Consider the following 17,722-nt stretch of genomic DNA (forward strand, 5'->3'; position numbering starts at 1 on the left):
GCGATCTGGGCCATTCACAGGGTAGGGTTCGAGTTGTCTGTTCCCTGTATGAGTGCTTCACCATGTCGGAAGGTGCGTCTGTTGCGCAGGCACAATGACTCATCGCGAGCAACCAAGCGCTCCCGTCTCCTGACGGGCGGCCTGGGTCTCGTGGTACTGACCACGCTGTTGAGCGGGTGCAGCGAGGCCGCGCAGCGCGGTTTCCTCCCCCGCGGAGCGACGACCTCCACGCAGCGCATCGAGAGCCTCTGGGTCTGGTCGTGGATCGCCGCGCTGGTCGTGGGCTGCATCGTCTGGGGCCTGACCATCTACTGCATGGTCGCGTTCAAGCGCAAGAAGACCGACACGGGCTACCCGGCGCAGCTGCGCTACAACGTCCCCGTGGAGATCTTCTACACCGTCGTGCCGATCCTGATGGTGGGCGTGCTGTTCTTCTACACCGCGCGCGACGAGGCTGCGCTGCTGGACACGACCAAGAAGCCCGACGTGACCGTCAATGTCGTGGGCAAGCAGTGGAGCTGGGACTTCAACTACGTCGAGGCCAACACCTACGTGGCCGGCAAGCAGGCCAAGCTCGACGGCAAGCCCGGCGCCGAGGCGGCGCTCCCGACCCTGGTCCTGCCCGTCGACAAGCGAGTGGAGTTCGTCCTGACCAGCCGCGACGTCATCCACTCGTTCTGGGTCCCGGCCTTCCAGCAGAAGCTCGACATGATCCCCGGACGGGTCAACAAGTTCCAGGTCGTCCCCGACCGGATCGGTGACTACAAGGGCAAGTGCGCCGAGCTCTGCGGCGCCTACCACTCGGAGATGCTGTTCAACGTCAAGGTCGTCTCCCAGGCGGACTACGACAAGCACATCGCCGACCTCAAGGCTTCGGGGCGCACCGGTCAGCTGCCCAACGGTCTCAACCGCGAGAAGCTCGAGCCGGCCGAGCAGGCCAAGATCCCGACGACGCAGGGGAGCAGCAACTGATGGCCACCGCAACCACGACCCGTGAGCCGCAGACGCCCCGACAGATCCGGGACGAGCGACGCAAGAAGTCGATCGGCACGCAGATCGCCAACGTGCTGACGACGACCGATCACAAGGTGATCGGCAACATGTACTTCGTGACCTCCGTCGCGTTCTTCATGATCGGCGGGCTGCTCGCCCTGCTGATCCGCCTCGAGCTGTTCGGCCCCGGGCTGCAGATCGTGGACAACCCCGAGCAGTTCAACCAGCTCTTCACCATGCACGGCACGATCATGCTGCTGCTGTTCGCGACGCCCCTGTTCGCCGGTTTCGCGAACGCGCTGGTCCCGCTGCAGATCGGCGCACCGGACGTCGCCTTCCCGCGGCTCAACGCGCTGGCCTACTGGATGTACCTCTTCGGTGGCCTCGTCGCGGCGTTCGGCTTCCTCACCCCCAACGGCGCGGCGTCCTTCGGCTGGTTCGCCTACGCTCCGCTGTCGGACGCGAGCTACAGCCCCGGCCTGGGCGGTGACCTCTGGGTCTTCGGCCTCGCCCTCGGTGGCTTCGGCACGATCCTGGGTGCCGTCAACTTCATCACGACGATCCTGTGCATGCGTGCGCCGGGCATGACGATGTTCCGCATGTCGGTGTTCACCTGGACCGTCCTGGTGACGTCGCTGCTCGTCATCATGGTCTTCCCGGTCCTGGCCGCGGCTCTCTTCGCGCTCGGCGCGGACCGCAAGTTCGGCTCGTTCATCTTCTCGCCGGACAACGGCGGCCCCGTGCTGTGGCAGCACCTCTTCTGGTTCTTCGGCCACCCCGAGGTCTACATCATCGCCCTGCCGTTCTTCGGCATCATCAGCGAGGTCATCCCGGTCTTCTCCCGCAAGCCGATCTTCGGCTACAAGACCCTGATCTTCGCGACCGTGGCCATCGCCGCCCTGTCGATGTCGGTGTGGGCCCACCACATGTACGTCACCGGCCAGGTCCTGCTGCCCTTCTTCTCGGTCATGACGATGCTCATCGCCGTCCCGACCGGCGTGAAGTTCTTCAACTGGATCGGCACGATGTGGGGTGGCTCGCTCACCTTCGAGACCCCGATGATCTGGGCGATCGGCTTCATCGTCACCTTCTGCTTCGGCGGCCTGACCGGCGTCATCCTCGCGAGCCCGGCCATGGACTTCCACCTGTCCGACTCGTACTTCGTGGTCGCGCACTTCCACTACACGGTGTTCGGCACGGTCGTCTTCGCGATGTTCGCCGGCTTCTACTTCTGGTGGCCCAAGTTCACCGGCAAGATGCTCGACGAGACGCTCGGCAAGGTTCACTTCTGGATGCTCTTCATCGGCTTCCACGGCACCTTCCTCATCCAGCACTGGCTGGGTGTCGAGGGCATGCCGCGCCGCTACGCGGACTACCTGCCCGAGGACGGCTTCACCTTCTTCAACCAGATCTCGACGGTCTTCGCCGTGATCCTGAGCCTGTCGATGCTGCCCTTCCTCTACAACGTCTGGCACACCGCGCGCCACGCGCCCAAGGTCCTGGTCGACGACCCGTGGGGCTACGGCGCCTCGCTGGAGTGGGCCACGTCCTGCCCGCCGCCGCGGCACAACTTCGACAGCATCCCGCGGATCCGCTCCGAGCGTCCCGCGTGGGACCTGCACCACCCGGACTCCGAGGGTGCCCACCCGCAGGCCGACCCGGCCACCATGCAGCGTCTCGGCACGGACTCCGGCCGGCGTGACGGTGCGACCTCCACCGCCGCGCACCGAGAGGACCGCCACTGATGCGCACCGCCGTCAAGCTCTTCACCATCCTGGGCTTCTTCTTCCTGCCGGTGGGCATCATCTACGGCTTCGTGACCAGCTGGTCGGAGCCGGTGGGTGTCGTGGCGCTGCTGCTGCTCGTGCCCGAGATGTGGATGTCGGCCTTCTACATCCACGCCACGGCCAAGCGCCTGCCTGCGGTCGGTCCCGAGGACAACCCGCGTGGGGAGATCGCCGACGCCGAGGGCGACTACGGCTTCTTCGCCCCCAAGTCCTGGTGGCCGATCATGCTGGCCGGCGCGGCTGCCCTCATGTTCATGGGCATCGCCGTCGGTTGGTGGTTCTTCCTGCTGGCCGCGGGCCTCGGGATCATCGGCCTCATCGGCTGGGTGTTCGAGTTCTTCCACGGGGAGCACGCGGTCTGACCACGTGCAACCTGCCGGGCCCCGGGGACGTCATGTCCTCGGGGCCCGTGCGCGCGCTCGATGCGTTTGGTCGAGCCGTCGCGCAGCAGCGGTCTCCCGGTCACGATCTGGCCACCGTGTGACCGTCGGTCACTCTCGGTCACATTTGTTCGACTAGCCTGGGCGGGGATCCAGGACGTTCACTCAGGGGGAGATCCACGCATGTTCCGGACGACGCGCGCCGACGCGACGACAGCTCTCGCGGTCACCACGGCTATGACGGCACTGACGGCCCTGGCGGGCTGCTCCGGGGGCCAGACCGCATCGGGGGGTCCAGCGGCACGGTCTGCGACCCCGAGCGCCTCACAGACCCCTGCGGCGTCCTCCACGACCGCGCGGCCCCGCTCTGCTCCTGCCACGGTGACGGTGACGCCGGCCGACCGGGCGCGCGGCATCGAGCCTGGGGCGCCCGTCAAGGTCGCCGCCTCGGGTGGCACCGTCACCGACGTCGTCGTGACCGACGACAAGGGAGCCAAGGTTCCCGGGACGGTCAAGGACGGGGTGTGGACGCCTGCCAGCCGTCTCGGCCTGGACTCGGCCTATTCCGTACGCTCGGTCGTCACCCTCGCCGACGGGCGGTCGCAGACCGCGACCTCGTCCTTCCGGACGCTCAAGCCCGAGACGACCGCGAAGTACACGCTGCTGCCCTCCGACGACACGGTCGGCGTCGGCATGCCGGCCATTGTGCAGTTCGCCTCGTCGGTCAAGACGCCCCAGCAACGGGCCGAGGTGGAGCGCAGCATGAAGGTCACCACCGAGCCGGCCGTCGAGGGATCCTGGGGATGGCTCGACGACCGGCAGCTGATGTGGCGGCCCAAGGACTACTGGAAGCCGGGGACCAAGGTCACCATGGACGCTCGGCTCGCCGGGCTGCAGACGGGTGAGGGCAAGTATGTCGGGAGGAACGACACCAAGACCTTCACGATCGGCCGCTCGCAGGTGAGCACGGTCGACATGAAGACGCATCATATGACGGTCGTGCGGGACGGGCAGCAGGTCAAGAACATCCCCGTCACCACCGGCAAGCCCGGCTTCATCACCCGGTCGGGGACCAAGGTCATCATGGAGAAGGTCGGCGCGATGACGATGGACTCCGCCACCGTCGGCATCCCCAAGGGCAACCCGGAGTACTACAAGCTCGACACGAAGTGGAACATGCGGATCACGTGGACGGGGGAGTTCCTCCACGCGGCCCCCTGGTCGCAGTGGGCCCAGGGCAGGCGCAACGTCTCGCACGGCTGCACCAACATGGGTCTGGACGACGCGCGCTGGATGTTCGAGAGCTCCATGGTGGGCGACGTCGTGCAGTTCACCGGCTCGGACCGCCCGTTCAAGCCCACCGAGGGCATCGGGGTCTGGCAGTACTCCTGGCCGCAGTGGCAGCAGCAGAGCGCCCTGCGCTGAACCGAGGTGCCGGGTGGGCTCCCGGCATACGGCCTGGACGTCCTCGGCCGACGCCCCCTGTCAGCCCCAGCCCATCGCGTGGAGACGCTCGTCGTCGATGCCGAAGTGATGGGCGATCTCGTGCACGACCGTCACGGTGACCTCGTCCCGCAGATCCTCGAGGTCCTCGCACAGGCGGGAAAGCGGCCCGCGGTAGAGGTAGATCCGGTCCGGCAGCATGCCCCCGAGACCCCAGCCACGCTCCGTCAGCGGCGTGCCCTCGTAGAGGCCCAGCAGGTCGCCGAGGTCCTCCGGGGGCTCGTCCTCGACCAGGAAGACGACGTTGTCGAGCAGGGCCATCAGCTCCTGCGGCACGTCGTCGAGCGCATCCCCGACAGCCGCGTCGAAGGTCGCGTCGTCCACGGTCACGGGCATGGCACCAGCCTCCCACGTCCGCCTGACGGCTGTTGCCTCCCGGCCCGAGCAGGCATGGTCCGTCCGCAGGCGCCCGGCAGCGAGCGGTCTGCCCTGCAGGCTCAGCGGACCCAACGGGCTCAGCGGACCCAGACGACGAGATGGGCGTCCTCCCGGGGGAGGACGCCCATCTACGGATTCGTCGGTGTCGGTACGTGGTACCAGGACTCCGGCGTCAGTGCCGCTCGACCTCGGCGGTGCGCTGACCCTCGATCGCCTCATGGCCGTGCCCGTCGTGGTGCGCGGCGGCGACGTCGCGCGGGGTGACAGGCTGGATGTCGTCCTCGAAGAAGAAGCGCGACAGGCGTGCGCGCCTCTTGTCCGAGGTCGTGCCAGGCCGCGGGATCCCGTGAGCATCGGTGGCGTCCCCGAGCTCGAGGGGGCGGTGCGCCTCGTGCTGGACAAGGTTCCACCGGGTGTACTCGTCGATGTCCTCGTGCTTCTCCGTGAACCTGCCGTCTGCGTCCCGGATGATCCGACCGGTCTCGCGTCCGTGGAGCACCAGGTCGCGGTCGCGGCGCTGCAGCGAGATGCAGACGCGCTTGGTGACCCAGAACGCCAGGACGGGGAGGACGAAGAAGCCGATCCGCAGGAACCACGTGATGTCGTTGATCGACAGGTGCAGGTGGGTGGCGATCAGGTCGTTGCCCGCGGCCGCCCACAGGACGGTGTAGGCCGTGATGGCGGCCAGGCCGATCGCCGTGCGGGTCGGGGCGTTGCGGGGACGCTGCAGCAGGTGGTGCTCGCGGTTGTCGCCGGTGATCCAGCGCTCGAAGAACGGGTAGGCACCGAGCAGGACGTAGACGAGGGGCAGCAGCAGCAGCGAGCCGATGAGCACGCCGTAGGTCAGCGTGTAGCCGCCGACCGTGACCTCGGTCCAGCCGGGCATGAGGCGCAGGGCTCCGTCGGCGAAGCCCATGTACCAGTCAGGCTGCGACCCCGCGGTCACCTGGGTCGGGTCGTAGGGGCCGTAGTTCCAGATCGCGTTGATCGAGAACAGGCTCGAGATGAGGGCGGTGATGCCGAAGACGATGAAGAAGAACCCGCCCGCCTTGGCGGTGTAGACCGGCATCAGCGGGTAGCCCACGACGTTGTCGTTGGTGCGGCCCGGCCCGGGGTACTGCGTGTGCTTGTGGACCATCACCAGGATGAGGTGCGCGGCCAGCAGACCGACGAGGATCGCCGGGAGCAGGAGCACGTGGGCGGCGAAGAGCCGGGGGATGATCGCCTCGCCGGGGAAGGTGCCGCCGAAGAGGAAGTAGACGAAGTAGGAGCCGATGACCGGGATGGTCAGCATGAAGCCCTGCGCGGCGCGCAGACCCGTGCCCGACAGCAGGTCGTCGGGGAGGGAGTAGCCGGCGAAGCCCTCGACCAGCGCGAGCATGGCCATGAGCGCGCCGATGACCCAGTTGATCTCACGCGGCTTGCGGAAGGCGCCGGTGAAGAACACCCGGAACATGTGGACGACCAGCGCGACCACGAAGATCAGGGCCGCCCAGTGGTGGATCTGACGGATGAGCAGACCGCCGCGGACGTCGAACGAGATGTCCAGCGTCGAGCGGTAGGCCTCGGACATGTGGATGCCCTTGAGCGGGACGTAGGACCCGTTGTACTCCACGTGGCCGGCGCTCGGGACGAACCACATGGTCAGGAAGACTCCGGTGATCAGGCAGATGATCATGGAGTACATCGCGACCTCGCCGAGCATGAACGACCAGTGGTCCGGGAAGACCTTGCTCATCATGTAGCGGACGCCCTTGGCGGCGCCGGTGCGGTCGTCGACCCAGCCACCGACACCGGCCAGGCCACCGGGCTTGCGCGCCGTGCGGACCTCGCGGATGTCGTCGGTCCTCAGGTCGTTGGTCGATCGAGTGCTGCTGCTCATCAGCCACGCTCCCAGAAGCTCGGGCCCACTGCCTCGGCGAATCCAGAGTCGGCGACGAGGTAGCCCTCGTCGTCCACCGTGATCTTGAGCTGCGGCAGCGGGCGGTGCGCCGGGCCGAAGATCACCTTGCAGTCCTGCGTGACGTCGAAGGTCGACTGGTGGCAGGGGCAGAGCAGGTGGTGGGTCTGCTGCTCGTAGAGGCCCACCGGGCACCCCACGTGGGTGCAGATCTTGGAGTACGCCACGATGCCCTGGTAGCCCCAGTCACGTTCCTTCTTGACCAAGATGTCGTCGGGGTCGAGACGCATGAGCAGGACCGCGGCCTTGCCCTTCTCGTTGAGCGGGTGCTCGGACTTCTCGATGCCCTCGGGGAGCACGTGGTAGACCGAGCCGATCGTGACCTCGTCCGCCCGGATGGGGAGGTTCTGGGGGTCGCGCATCAGGCGCGGCCGACGGCCCTTGGGCCAGTGCTTCTGGTCCCAGAAGGTCGTGGACAGGTCGTTGCCCGGGACGGGGCCGAGGCCACCGAGCACGGGGAGGACCAGGGGGATGGCGAACAGGCCGAGCGCACCGCCCAGCGTCGCCTTGATCAGCGGACGACGGTTGAGCTGAGCGGCCTCCCCACCCTCGGTGAGGGCCTGCGCGAAGCCCGCCCGCTCCTCGGGGGAGCTGCGGAGCTCGTGACGCTCCTCGACGACCTCGTGGTCGGGCATGAGCGTCTTGGCCCAGTGCACGGCGCCCGCGCCGATGAAGAAGAGGCTGATGGCGAGGGTCAGACCGAGCGCCAGGTGGAGCGCGAGCACGTTGCCCAGGAACGGGATGCCGACGTAGCTGTGCTGCGGGATCACGAAGTACAGCACGATGAAGGCCAGCGTGCCGAGGATCGACAGCAGGAACATCGTCGCGACCTGGCGCTCGGCGCGCCGGGCGGCAGCAGGGTCCCGGTCCGCCAGCCGCTCGACGTGCGGGGGGAGTCCGGGGTTCTGGAAACGGTCGGGGATCCCGCCCTGGCCGACGACGTCGCCCTGGTCGAGACGCACGGCATCCTTGCCAAAGTCGTTGGAGTCAGTCATGCGATGCGATGCCCCATCAGGAACGGAGTGGTTGGACTGGTCGCTGGTGCTCATCGCTCAGGCCGCCTTCTTGCCGAGCCACACCGCGGCGAGGATCATCAGGCCGATGCCGAGGGTCCAGGCGAGCAGCCCCTCGGGGACCGGGCCGAGGTTGCCCAGGGCGGCGCCGCCAGGGTTCTTGTCCTCGTCCATGGCCTTGAGGAAGGTGATGACGTCGCGCTTGGCCTCGGGGCTGAGGTTGGCGTCGTTGAACACCGGCATCGACTGCGGGCCGGTCTGCATCGCCTCGTAGATGTGCTTGCCCTCGACGCCGCGCAGGGTGGGCGCCCACTTGCCGCGCGTCAGGGCACCGCCGGAGCCCACGGCGTTGTGGCACATGGCGCAGTTGACGCGGTAGATCTCGCCGCCCTCGGCCGCGTTGCCGCCGCCCTCGGTGAACTCCTCGGAGGGAATCGCCGGGCCTGCGCCGAGCGAGGCCACGTAGGCGCTCATCTGGCGGATCTGCTCCTCGGAGAACTTCGGCTTGTTGCGGGGCGCCTGGACCGCGGGGGCCGCCATCGGCATACGACCGGTGCCGACCTGGAAGTCGACCGCCGCCGCACCGACGCCCGCGAGGGTGGGTGCGTCCGGGCCACCCTCGGCATTGAGGCCGTGGCAGCTGGCGCAGTTGGCGAGGAAGAGCTTCTTGCCCTCCTCGACGTCCTGGGCGGTGGAGGCGCTGGCCGTGGCCGTGGCGTCCTGCGGCTTGGCGACGGCGTAGGCCGTCCCCACCACGAGGAGCATGGCCAGGAGGAGCACGAACAGTGTGGCGGGGTGCCTGCGCCGGGCGGCCAACGCGTTCACGAAAGGGTCCTGTCGTCGACGGTCAAGGGGCGGATGCTGCTGTGTGTGTCGAGCTGCGTGGAGCTGGTCGTGGTCACTTGAGGATGTAGATCACCGCGAACAGGGCGATCCACACGACGTCGACGAAGTGCCAGTAGTAGGAGGTGACGATCGCCCCGGTGGCCTGCGCGTGGGTGTAGCGCCTGGTGGTGAAGCTGCGGGCGATGATCAGCAGGAAGGCGATCAGACCACCCGTGACGTGGATGGCGTGGAACCCGGTGGTCATGTAGAAGACCGACCCGTAGCCGTTGGAGTTCAAGGTGATGCCCTCGCTGGACAGCTTGGCGTACTCCCAGGCCTGACCCGAGACGAAGACCGCACCGAAGATGTAGGTGAGGACGTACCACTCGCGCATGCCCCAGCGCTTGACGTCCAGCAGCGACCCGGTGCGGGCCGGCTGGCCGGCCTCCGCCTTCCACACGCCGAGCTGGCACCAGACCGAGGAGATGACCAGGATCAGCGTGTTGACCGCCGCGAAGAGCACGTTGTGCTTGGGGGTCTCCGCGGCCCACTGCTCGGGGACGACCCCTCGGATCGTGAAGTACATCGCGAACAGGCCCGCGAAGAACATGAGTTCGCTGGAGAGCCAGACGATCGTGCCCACCGAGGCGAGGTTGGGTCGGGTCGCCGGGCCGAGCGCGGCATGGCTGGGGGAGCTGTGGTGCACAGCGGATGCAGTCGACACGACGCCATCTTGCCCCAAAAACGTGGGACTTGCCCAACGGCAGGCGATCTCCGGAGAGTCGGGAGCGTGAGAACACCCTGAGAACCCTGTCTGGCGGGTCTCGCGGGGGCCGCTAAGATCGGCCGCATGACCGCGAGCCACACTGCTTCGTCCAGCGGCACCGACGCCCCCCGGGGGCTTCGCGTCCTGCTCTACTCCGACGACGTCACGACGCGTGACAAGGTCCGCCTGGCGGTCGGGAAGCGCCCCGCCAAGGACGTCGTGATCGAGGCCTGGCACGAGGTGGCGACCGGCGAGATGGCCCTGCGCGACACCGAGAACGGGCAGTTCGACCTGCTGATCCTGGACGGGGAGGCCGGCAAGGTCGGGGGCATGGGCCTGGCCCGGCAGATGAAGAACGAGATCTACGGCTGCCCGCCCATCCTCGTGCTCACCGGTCGTCCTCAGGACAGCTGGCTGGCCGCCTGGTCCCAGGCCGACCTCGCCGTGCCGCACCCGCTGGACCCGCTGGCCCTGGCCACCGGCGTCTGCGAGCTGGTGCGTCGCGACCGCACCCCCGCGTGACGGAGATCATGCCGGACGCCGCCTCCCTCACCTGGCCCACGGTGCTGAGCAGCCTGGTCGAGGGGCGTCACCTGTCGCTGGGCGAGGCCCGGTGGGCCATGGGACAGATCATGTCGGGCGAGGCCACTCCTGCCCAGACCGCGGGCCTGCTCATGGCGCTGCGGGTCAAGGGCGAGACCGCCGAGGAGCTCCGCGGCCTCGCGGACGAGATGCTCGCGCACGCGCGTCCGCTGTCCGTCCCGGGCCCGTCTCTCGACATCGTCGGGACCGGGGGCGACCGCGCCAACACCGTCAACATCTCGACGATGTCCTCGTTGGTCATCGCGGGGGCCGGTGTGCGCGTCGTCAAGCACGGCAACCGTGCGGCCTCCTCCAAGTCCGGCTCGGCCGACGTCCTGGAGGCGCTGGGGGTCGCGCTGACGCTGCCGTCCGAGCGGGTTGCCGAGGTGGCGGACGAGGCCGGGATCACCTTCTGCTTCGCTCGCTCGTTCCACCCCTCGATGGCGCACGCCGCGGTGGCGCGCAGCGAGCTGGGGATCGGGACGGCATTCAACTTCCTGGGCCCGCTGACCAACCCGGCCCGGCCCACCTATGCGGTGGTCGGCTGCGCCGACGCTCGTATGGCGCCCCTCATGGCCGGCGTCTTCGCGGGGCGCGGGACGGACGCCGCCGTGTTTCGCGGCGACGACGGCTTGGACGAGGTCACGGTGTCGACCACGACCTCGGTGTGGTGGGTCGTGGACGGCGGGATCGTCGAGCGCACGCTCGACCCGCGCGAGCTGGGCTTCGACCTGCACGACCTCTCGACGCTCGTCGGCGACGACGCCGAGCACAACGCTGGTGTTGTGCGCCGCCTCCTGGAGGGCGAGACCGGTCCGGTCCGCGACGCGGTCCTGCTCAACGCCGGCCTGGGGCTGGCGGTCGCTGGTGCGCGGGACGGCGGTGGCGCGGCGGACCACGACGCGTTCGTCGCCCTGGTGGCTGACGGGGTGGAGCGTGCCCGGCGGGCGATCGACGATGGTCATGCCGCTCGGGTGCTGCAGCGCTGGATCACCTCGACCTCAGCCTGAGATCGAACGCCCCTTCTGGGCAACGGGCAGCGCTCAGCCGCTGGACCTGAGGCGTGGGGTGAACTCAGCCGTCGAACCCGAGGCTGAAGGCAGCCTCGAGGTCGTGCCGCGAGTAGGTGCGGAAGGCGATGTGGGTCTGGGTGCCGACGACGCCGTCGACCTTGTTGAGCCGATCGGCGATCACGTCGGCGAAGTCGTCGTGCTGACGCACCCGCACCATGGCGATCAGGTCGACGTCCCCGGTCACGGAGTAGACCTCGGTGACTCCCTCCAGCTCCGCGATGGCCTGGGCCACCTCGGGGATGCGGTCGACGTCGGCGTTGATGAGGACGATGGCTGAGATCACGAGCCCACCATAGTGGGCGACGCGGGAGACCGTCCCCCGGGACGGTCGTGCCCGTGGGACGTCGCGCCCCGGGTCGGCCAGGCGTCGAACCCCGGGTCGGTGGCGGCGGCCACGAGCGGCTCCAGGCGGGCGTGCTCCCGCTGCGCCCCGTGGACGGGGCAGCTCCACGACCCGTCCAGAGCGACGAGTCGCACGCCGTCGCTCTCGAGCCAGCGCAGGAGCAGCTCGGTCTCCTCGGCCGTCGCCGCGCCATGGTGGCCCACAGTCGGCGTGGGGACGTGCTCGGCGGAGGCACGCAGGGCCTCGACGTGCGGCATCGGATCGGCCCCGGGAGGGGTGACGACGGTCCCGGCCAGCCGGCCGTGACGGATGCACACGACCTCCCACCCGCCCCCGGGAGCCCGCCGGGCCGCCACGAGCTCTGGCGTGGTGCGCAACGGAGCCAGGCGTTGCGCCTTGCCGGCTCCGCGCACGAGGGCGAGCAGCCGGTCACGGACGACCCCCGCCTCCTCGAAGCGGTCCTCGCCGGACAGGTCGGCCATGCGGGCGTGGAGCGCGCCCACGACCGCGCGGCAGTCTCCCTCGAGCATGTCGCGGACGCGACCGGCCACCGCGGCATAGTCGTCGACCGACTGGGCGCCGGTGCAGGGGGCGCCGCAACGCCCCATCTCGGCCAGGGCGCACGCCGTGCTGCGGGGGCGCAGGCTCAGCCGCGGGGTGCACTGGCGCAGCGGGACCGCGTCGTGGACCGCGGCGACCGCGGCCTCGGCAGACAGCCGCGAGGAGTACGGGCCGGAGTAGGTCGCGCCGTCGTCGCGCACCTGCCGCACGAGGGACAGCCTGGGGAAGGGCTCGTCGGTCAGCTTGATCCAGACGCCGCGGTCCGGGTGGCGCGATCGTCGGTTGTAGCGGGGCTGGTGCGAGGCGATCAGTCGCAGCTCGCGGACCTGGGCCTCGAGCCGGGTGCCGCAGACGATGGGCGTGACCGACTCCGCGATCGCGACCATCTCCGCCATCCGCGTGCGTCGCTCGGACGCGGTGAAGTAGGACCGGACCCGGGACCGGATGTCCTGCGACGTGCCGACGTAGAGGGGCCGGCCCTGGGCGTCCTTGAAGACATAGACCCCCGGTCGTGACGGCAGCCCCTCGGCGAGGTGGCGCTTGCGCCGCTGGGCGGGGGACACGCGCGACGTGAAGGTCAACAGCTCGTCGAGGGTGTGGACGCCCTGGTTGCCGACGCGACCGACGAGCTCGTGCAGCACGTCGACGGTGGCCTTGGCGTCGTGCAGCGCCCGGTGGTCGGGGGTGGTGCGGGAGGAGAACAGGGCGGCGAGCGTGGCGAGCTTGTGGTTGGGCGCCTCGTCGCGGGGCACCAGCTGGCGGGCCAGGTGCACGGTGTCGAGCACGCGGAAGGCCGGCCAGTCCAGGCCGGACCGCTCCGCCGCGGCCCGCAGGAAGCCGACGTCGAAGCGGGCGTTGTGCGCGACGAGCACGCTGCCGCGGGCGAACTCCAGGAAGGACGGCAGGACCTGCGCGATCGCGGGCGCCTCGGCGACCATGGCGTCGGTGATGCCGGTGAGGACCGAGATGAACGCGGGGATGTGCGCGTGGGGGTTGACCAGGGTCTGGAACTCGCCCAGCTCCAGCCCGCCGCGGACCTTGACCGCGCCGATCTCGGTGATGGCGGAGGTGGCCGGGCTGCCACCGGTCGTCTCGAGGTCGACGACGACGAAGGTCGTCTCCGCGAGAGTGGGGCCCAGCTCGTCGAAGGTACCCTGGACGGGGGGTCCGGCGAGGAGGGTGGAGGTCGAGCTCATGGCGACGACCCTAGGGGCGACCACCGACAAGCCCCCTCGGTGGGGCCGTCGACACGCTGGCCCCCAGGGGGTCTGTCAGTGGTGGCACCTAGCGTTCTGGACATCGGGACCCTCCGGTCCCACCGACACGAGGAGTCACTCATGCTGCTGGAGTGCCGCACCTGCCCCGTTCGTGGCGACGCCTGCCGCGACTGCATGGTCAGCGCCCTCGTCGAGGGACCAGCGGTGCCGCTGGACCCGCGCGAGCACGCCGTGGTGGCGCAGTTCGTCGGCGCTGGGCTCGTGAGCCGTGACCAGGCTCGAGGGCTCTACGCGCGGCGCGAGCCGGTGTCCACCGTCCGCTCGGTCCCGCTGTCGGGCGCCCGCGCGGGCTGAGCCGCGGACTAGGGTGACGCCGTGACGAGCCACGGACCGACGTCCCGCTGGTGGCCCGTCGTGCTCGGTTTCGTCGTGGCCGTCTGCATCGTGATGGCCGCCGGCCTGACCTGGGTCCTCCTGGCGCCGGCTGGGACGCCTGAGCGGGTGCCGCGTCCGACCTCGGCAGGGTCGCGGTCGGCAACAGGATCGGAGCCCGCGGCGGGATCCGTGACGGCGGCGGGATCCGTGACGGCGACGGGATCCGAGACGGCGACGGGATCCGAGACGGCAACGGGATCCGAGACGGCGAGGTCTGAGCCGCTGGCCGGGGTGCAGCAGGTGCTGGACCGTCGGGCCGCCGCGGCCCGAGCCCGCGACGAGTCGGCCTGGCTGGCCGACCTGGATCCCTCGGCCGCCGGCCTGAGGCAGCGGCAGCAGGCCCTGCTGAGCGCGTTGCGGTCCCTGCAGGTCCGTGAGCTCACGCTCCGCGCAGAGCGATTCCTGCCGGGCCCCGCCGTGCGCCCGGACGGCTCCGGCGGTGACCAGGCTGCCCGGGTCGACGTGGTCGGTGCCTGGCGCCTGCCGGGCGTCGATGCCCGGCCCGCCCCGTTCACCCTGGAGCTGACGGTCCGCCGTCACGGCGGCGGGTGGGTGGTGGTGGACGACGCGGGCCCGGGCACGGTGCGGCAGGCCTTCGACCTGTCCGGCCTGCAGGTGCGCCGCAACCCGGCGGGCGTGGTGGCGGGCAACGCCCCCGCGGAGCGGCTCGACGAGGTGGCAGTCGACCTGGCGCCGGCCCGCGAGCACGTGGAGCATGCCTGGGGCGCCCTGTCCCACCTCCCCGCCGTCCTGCTGCCCGCGACGAGCTCGGAGTTCGCGGCCCTCACCGGGCGGGTGGGCAAAGACACGTCGGGGGTCGCCGCGGTGACCTACGGGATGCTCGAGACCGGCAGCGTCGCCCGTGGCGACAAGATCGTGGTCAATCCTCTCGCCTGGGCGTCGTCGACGCGTCAGGGACGACGGATCGTCCTCACTCACGAGCTGACCCACCTGGCGGTGCGGGCCACGACCACCCACCCCGTGCCGGAGTGGCTGAGCGAGGGCTACGCGGTGCACACGTCCTACGCGGGACTGCAGGTGGATCCCCGCAGGGCGGCGCCCGAGCTGATGGCGGCCGTGGCCCGCGGGACCCTGCCGACGCGCCTGCCGGAGGACGAGAGGTTCAGCGACGTGGCATCGGGTACGGCCTACGACGAGGCCTGGTTGCTGGTCGACTGGTTGGCCCGCGCCCGAGGAGAGGACGCGCTGCGCCGGCTGTATCGCGAGATGGGGACCGGGAGCACGCCGAGCGACGCCCTGGGGCGGATCGGGCTCACCGAGTCGACCCTGCTCGCCGGGTGGCAGGAGGATCTGCGACGCCTCGCGCGCTGAGCCGCGTGCGGGTCCGGGCGAGGGTGGTGGGGAGCGAGCCTTGTGCCGGGGCGTGCGCTGGGGATCCTGGATGCATGGGCGTGCGTTGGCGAGCGTGGCTGTCGCCGATCGTGCGCCTGGGCTCACTCGTCGGAGACGGGCCCGCCATACATCGCATCGATCGTCGGAGCGAAGTCGCGCAGGACGAGGTGGCGCTTCACCTTGAGCGACGGGGTGAGATAGCCGTTCGCCTCCGTGAAGTCCTGGTCGAGCACGGCGAACTCCCGGATCGACTCGGCCCGCGAGACAGCCTCGTTGGCGTGCGCGACGGCGGCCTCGATCTCTTTGCGCACCCGCGGGTGCGCCGGGGCGTCGGCGAAGTCCACCTCCCCGAGGCCGTGGCGCGCGGCCCACCCCGGCCACATCTCCTCGTCGAGCGTGACCAGCGCCCCGACGAAGGGGCGCTTCTCGCCGACCACCACGCACTGCGACACGACGGGGTTGGACCGCAGCCGGTCCTCCAGGACGCCGGGCACGACGTTCTTGCCGCCGGCGGTCACGATGATCTCCTTCTTGCGGCCGGTGATCCGGACGTGACCGGTGTCGTCGACCGAGCCGAGGTCGCCGGTACGGAACCACCCGTCGACGAAGGCCTCGGCCGTGGCCTCGGGGTTGCCGTGGTACCCGCGGAAGACGTTGACGCCGCGGGTGAGCAGCTCGCCGTCCTCGGCGACGCGGCACTCCACGCCGGGCATGGGGCGACCGACCGTGCCGATCTTGAGGCCAGGCACGTCGTTGACGCTCATCGGCGCCGTCGTCTCGGTGAGGCCGTAGCCCTCGAGCACCGTGACGCCGATGCCGCGGAAGAAGTGGGCCAGCCGCGGTCCGAGCGGCGCGCCGCCCGACACGACGTACCGGACCCGGCCGCCCATGGCGTCCCGCAGCTTGCCGTAGACGAGGCGGTCGTACAGCGCGTGCTGGAGGCGCAGGGCGACGGGGACGCGGCCCTGGTCGGTGGCGCGGCTGTGGGCGATGGCGACGCGGGCGGCCGCGTGGAAGATCTTGTGGGTGCCGCCCGCCTCGGCCTTGCTCTCGGCACCGACGTAGACCTTCTCGAGGACGCGGGGCACGACGAGCAGGAAGGTCGGACGGAAGGACGCCAGGTCCGCCATGAGGTTCTTGATCGACGCGGTGTGGCCCATCCGGAGGCCGTAGTCCACCACGAGCACCTGGATGAGGCGACCGAAGACGTGCGCGAGGGGCAGGAACATGATGGTCGAGGCGTCGTCGGTGACGACCTCCGGGAGGTAGTGCCGGGTGTTGTCGGACAGGGCCATGAAGTTGGAGTGCGTGAGCTCGGCGCCCTTGGGGCGGCCCGTCGTGCCGGACGTGTAGATGATCGTGGCCAGGTCCGACGGCCCGGCCAGGTTCGCACGCTCCTCGACGACCTCGTCCGCGACCTCGTGGCCGGCGGCGACCAGCTCGTCGAGCCCGCCGTCGTCGATCGTCCACACGTGGCGAAGCCCCGGCAGCCGGTCACGCACGGAGGCGACCGACGCCGCGTGCTCCGGCTTCTCGACGACGACCGCCGAGGCGCCGGAGTCCTCGAGGATCCACGCGATCTGCTCGGCGGAGCTGGTCTCGTAGACCGGGACCCCCACCGCGCCGGCGGTCCAGAGCGCAAAGTCGGTCAGCGTCCACTCGTAGCGCGTGCTGGACAGGATCCCGACCCGCTCGCCCGGCTCGACGCCCGCGGCCACGAAGCCCTTGGCGAGCGCCCAGACCTCGTCGCGCCACTGGGCGGACGTGACGTCCTGCCAGGCATCGCCGACCCGGCGCCCGAACACCACGCGGTCGGGGTGACGGGCCGCGTTGCGCGTCACGAGGCCGGCGAGGTTTCCCTCGGTGGGCGCGGGGACGATGATGGGCGTGCTGGTGGCGTCCACGTGCTGCTCCTTGGCTCGGGTCGGACCGGATGCAGGCTACAGGCGGCCGGACCTACCGGAGAGTAGTCACCGGGCCGGTCTCGTGGCGCGGGATGTGGCCGGACCCACACGTGCGGCCCTGCGCCCCCAAGGACGCTCCAGCGGGGAGCGACCCCGCGCCCGGCGGTCGATCGTCATCCCGCCTCGGCCCTGGCTAGGGTGGGCGCATGGCCCAGCGCACCGAGTCCAGCACCGTCATCGCCGCCTCTCCGGCAGCCGTCCTCGACGTCGTCGCCGACGTCGAGTCCTATCCCGCGTGGACGCCCGAGATCCGGTCGGTGCAGATCCTGTCCGAGGACGACGGCTGGGCCGAGCAGGTGCGGTTCGCGCTGGAGGCTGGGCCGGTCAAGGACACCTACACCCTCGCCTACGACTGGGACGTCGACGAGGAGGGCGCCGGGACGGTCTCGTGGCACCTCGTCGAGGGCGGGGTGCTCAAGGCGATGGACGGGTCCTACGTCCTCGAGCCCGTGGACGGTGGCACCAGGGTGACCTACGCCCTCGGCGTGGACGTCAAGGTGCCGATGCTGGGCGCCATGAAGCGGGCCGCCGAGAAGCGCATCGTCGAGGGCGCGCTGCAGGGTCTCGCCGCCCGCGTCCGCGGCTGATG

The 17,722-nt window shown here is 70.1% G+C and carries 17 protein-coding genes; 9 read left to right on the forward strand and 8 right to left on the reverse strand.

What is annotated here, in order from left to right:
• Positions 1–48 precede the first annotated feature (48 nt).
• The 4 genes from coxB (at position 49) to B4E97_RS15275 (ending at position 4,585) form a co-directional block, all read left to right on the forward strand.
• Positions 49–972: a cytochrome c oxidase subunit II gene (coxB, locus tag B4E97_RS15260; protein ID WP_376783725.1), complete on the forward strand. Its 924-nt coding sequence runs from the start codon at positions 49–51 to the stop codon at positions 970–972.
• Entirely contained in the window at positions 972–2,738 is a 1,767-nt protein-coding gene (gene ctaD / locus B4E97_RS15265; RefSeq protein ID WP_239263258.1) for a cytochrome c oxidase subunit I, read from the forward strand. The genes coxB and ctaD overlap by 1 nt, the downstream gene beginning before the upstream one ends.
• Entirely contained in the window at positions 2,738–3,142 is a 405-nt protein-coding gene (locus B4E97_RS15270) for a cytochrome c oxidase subunit 4 (RefSeq protein WP_239263256.1), read from the forward strand. The genes ctaD and B4E97_RS15270 overlap by 1 nt, the downstream gene beginning before the upstream one ends.
• A gap of 399 nt (positions 3,143–3,541) precedes the next feature.
• Positions 3,542–4,585 carry a L,D-transpeptidase gene (locus B4E97_RS15275; protein WP_019287024.1) on the forward strand — a complete coding sequence of 348 codons (1,044 nt, stop codon included), beginning with the start codon at positions 3,542–3,544 and terminating at the stop codon, positions 4,583–4,585.
• A 60-nt stretch (positions 4,586–4,645) separates the two neighbouring features.
• Here the strand turns inward: B4E97_RS15275 and B4E97_RS15280 are convergent, their stop codons facing one another.
• From B4E97_RS15280 to B4E97_RS15300, 5 genes are all read right to left on the reverse strand, one after another.
• Positions 4,646–4,999 carry a metallopeptidase family protein gene (locus tag B4E97_RS15280; RefSeq protein ID WP_029209973.1) on the reverse strand — a complete coding sequence of 118 codons (354 nt, stop codon included), beginning with the start codon at positions 4,997–4,999 and terminating at the stop codon, positions 4,646–4,648.
• 214 nt (positions 5,000–5,213) lie between these two features.
• A complete protein-coding gene (locus B4E97_RS15285; protein WP_286958036.1) occupies positions 5,214–6,923 on the reverse strand; it encodes a cytochrome b in 1,710 nt (569 codons plus the stop codon).
• Positions 6,923–7,996, reverse strand: coding sequence for a ubiquinol-cytochrome c reductase iron-sulfur subunit (locus B4E97_RS15290; protein ID WP_029209975.1), 1,074 nt, complete (start codon positions 7,994–7,996; stop codon positions 6,923–6,925). The genes B4E97_RS15285 and B4E97_RS15290 overlap by 1 nt, the downstream gene beginning before the upstream one ends.
• Before the next feature lie 57 nt (positions 7,997–8,053).
• Positions 8,054–8,839 (reverse strand): c-type cytochrome, encoded by a 786-nt coding sequence (locus B4E97_RS15295; RefSeq protein WP_286958034.1) that lies wholly within the window; start codon positions 8,837–8,839, stop codon positions 8,054–8,056.
• Positions 8,840–8,912: 73 nt separating this feature from the next.
• Positions 8,913–9,563, reverse strand: a complete 651-nt coding sequence (locus tag B4E97_RS15300; RefSeq protein WP_286960572.1) for a cytochrome c oxidase subunit 3 — start codon at positions 9,561–9,563, stop codon at positions 8,913–8,915.
• Between the two features lie 126 nt (positions 9,564–9,689).
• Here B4E97_RS15300 and B4E97_RS15305 point away from each other — a divergent pair, with 126 nt between their 5' ends.
• A complete protein-coding gene (locus tag B4E97_RS15305; RefSeq protein ID WP_286958031.1) occupies positions 9,690–10,127 on the forward strand; it encodes a hypothetical protein in 438 nt (145 codons plus the stop codon).
• 8 nt (positions 10,128–10,135) lie between these two features.
• Positions 10,136–11,197 (forward strand): anthranilate phosphoribosyltransferase, encoded by a 1,062-nt coding sequence (trpD, locus tag B4E97_RS15310; RefSeq protein WP_286958030.1) that lies wholly within the window; start codon positions 10,136–10,138, stop codon positions 11,195–11,197.
• Between the two features lie 64 nt (positions 11,198–11,261).
• On the opposite strand, the gene B4E97_RS15315 is transcribed toward trpD, so the two are convergent.
• A complete protein-coding gene (locus B4E97_RS15315) occupies positions 11,262–11,543 on the reverse strand; it encodes an Lrp/AsnC family transcriptional regulator (RefSeq protein WP_019287032.1) in 282 nt (93 codons plus the stop codon).
• Positions 11,540–13,360, reverse strand: a complete 1,821-nt coding sequence (locus tag B4E97_RS15320; RefSeq protein WP_286958029.1) for a DEDD exonuclease domain-containing protein — start codon at positions 13,358–13,360, stop codon at positions 11,540–11,542. The genes B4E97_RS15315 and B4E97_RS15320 overlap by 4 nt, the downstream gene beginning before the upstream one ends.
• A 141-nt stretch (positions 13,361–13,501) precedes the next feature.
• Between B4E97_RS15320 and B4E97_RS15325 the strand changes: the two genes are divergently transcribed.
• On the forward strand, positions 13,502–13,735 hold the full coding sequence (locus tag B4E97_RS15325; protein WP_019287036.1) for a hypothetical protein: 234 nt from the start codon (positions 13,502–13,504) through the stop codon (positions 13,733–13,735).
• Between the two features lie 21 nt (positions 13,736–13,756).
• Positions 13,757–15,148 (forward strand): peptidase MA family metallohydrolase, encoded by a 1,392-nt coding sequence (locus B4E97_RS15330; protein ID WP_286960574.1) that lies wholly within the window; start codon positions 13,757–13,759, stop codon positions 15,146–15,148.
• Positions 15,149–15,270: 122 nt separating this feature from the next.
• On the opposite strand, the gene B4E97_RS15335 is transcribed toward B4E97_RS15330, so the two are convergent.
• On the reverse strand, positions 15,271–17,073 hold the full coding sequence (locus B4E97_RS15335) for an AMP-dependent synthetase/ligase (RefSeq protein WP_286960575.1): 1,803 nt from the start codon (positions 17,071–17,073) through the stop codon (positions 15,271–15,273).
• A gap of 206 nt (positions 17,074–17,279) precedes the next feature.
• On the opposite strand from B4E97_RS15335, the gene B4E97_RS15340 reads away from it, so the two are divergent.
• Positions 17,280–17,720 (forward strand): SRPBCC family protein, encoded by a 441-nt coding sequence (locus B4E97_RS15340; RefSeq protein WP_286960578.1) that lies wholly within the window; start codon positions 17,280–17,282, stop codon positions 17,718–17,720.
• The last annotated feature ends 2 nt before the right edge of the window (positions 17,721–17,722 follow it).

The organism is Arsenicicoccus sp. UBA7492 (assembly GCF_002479615.1).
GTDB classification, from domain to species: domain Bacteria; phylum Actinomycetota; class Actinomycetes; order Actinomycetales; family Dermatophilaceae; genus Arsenicicoccus; species Arsenicicoccus bolidensis.

Excerpts from the sequence above, each read along its gene's own strand:
- coxB (WP_376783725.1), top strand. The coding sequence starts at position 49 with ATGAGTGCTTCACCATGTCGGAAGGTGCGTCTGTTGCGCAGGCACAAT.
- ctaD (WP_239263258.1), top strand. The coding sequence starts at position 972 with ATGGCCACCGCAACCACGACCCGTGAGCCGCAGACGCCCCGACAGATC.
- B4E97_RS15270 (WP_239263256.1), top strand. The coding sequence starts at position 2,738 with ATGCGCACCGCCGTCAAGCTCTTCACCATCCTGGGCTTCTTCTTCCTG.
- B4E97_RS15280 (WP_029209973.1), bottom strand. The coding sequence starts at position 4,999 with ATGCCCGTGACCGTGGACGACGCGACCTTCGACGCGGCTGTCGGGGAT.
- B4E97_RS15285 (WP_286958036.1), bottom strand. The coding sequence starts at position 6,923 with ATGAGCAGCAGCACTCGATCGACCAACGACCTGAGGACCGACGACATC.
- B4E97_RS15290 (WP_029209975.1), bottom strand. The coding sequence starts at position 7,996 with ATGACTGACTCCAACGACTTTGGCAAGGATGCCGTGCGTCTCGACCAG.
- B4E97_RS15305 (WP_286958031.1), top strand. The coding sequence starts at position 9,690 with ATGACCGCGAGCCACACTGCTTCGTCCAGCGGCACCGACGCCCCCCGG.
- trpD (WP_286958030.1), top strand. The coding sequence starts at position 10,136 with ATGCCGGACGCCGCCTCCCTCACCTGGCCCACGGTGCTGAGCAGCCTG.
- B4E97_RS15320 (WP_286958029.1), bottom strand. The coding sequence starts at position 13,360 with ATGAGCTCGACCTCCACCCTCCTCGCCGGACCCCCCGTCCAGGGTACC.
- B4E97_RS15325 (WP_019287036.1), top strand. The coding sequence starts at position 13,502 with ATGCTGCTGGAGTGCCGCACCTGCCCCGTTCGTGGCGACGCCTGCCGC.
- B4E97_RS15340 (WP_286960578.1), top strand. The coding sequence starts at position 17,280 with ATGGCCCAGCGCACCGAGTCCAGCACCGTCATCGCCGCCTCTCCGGCA.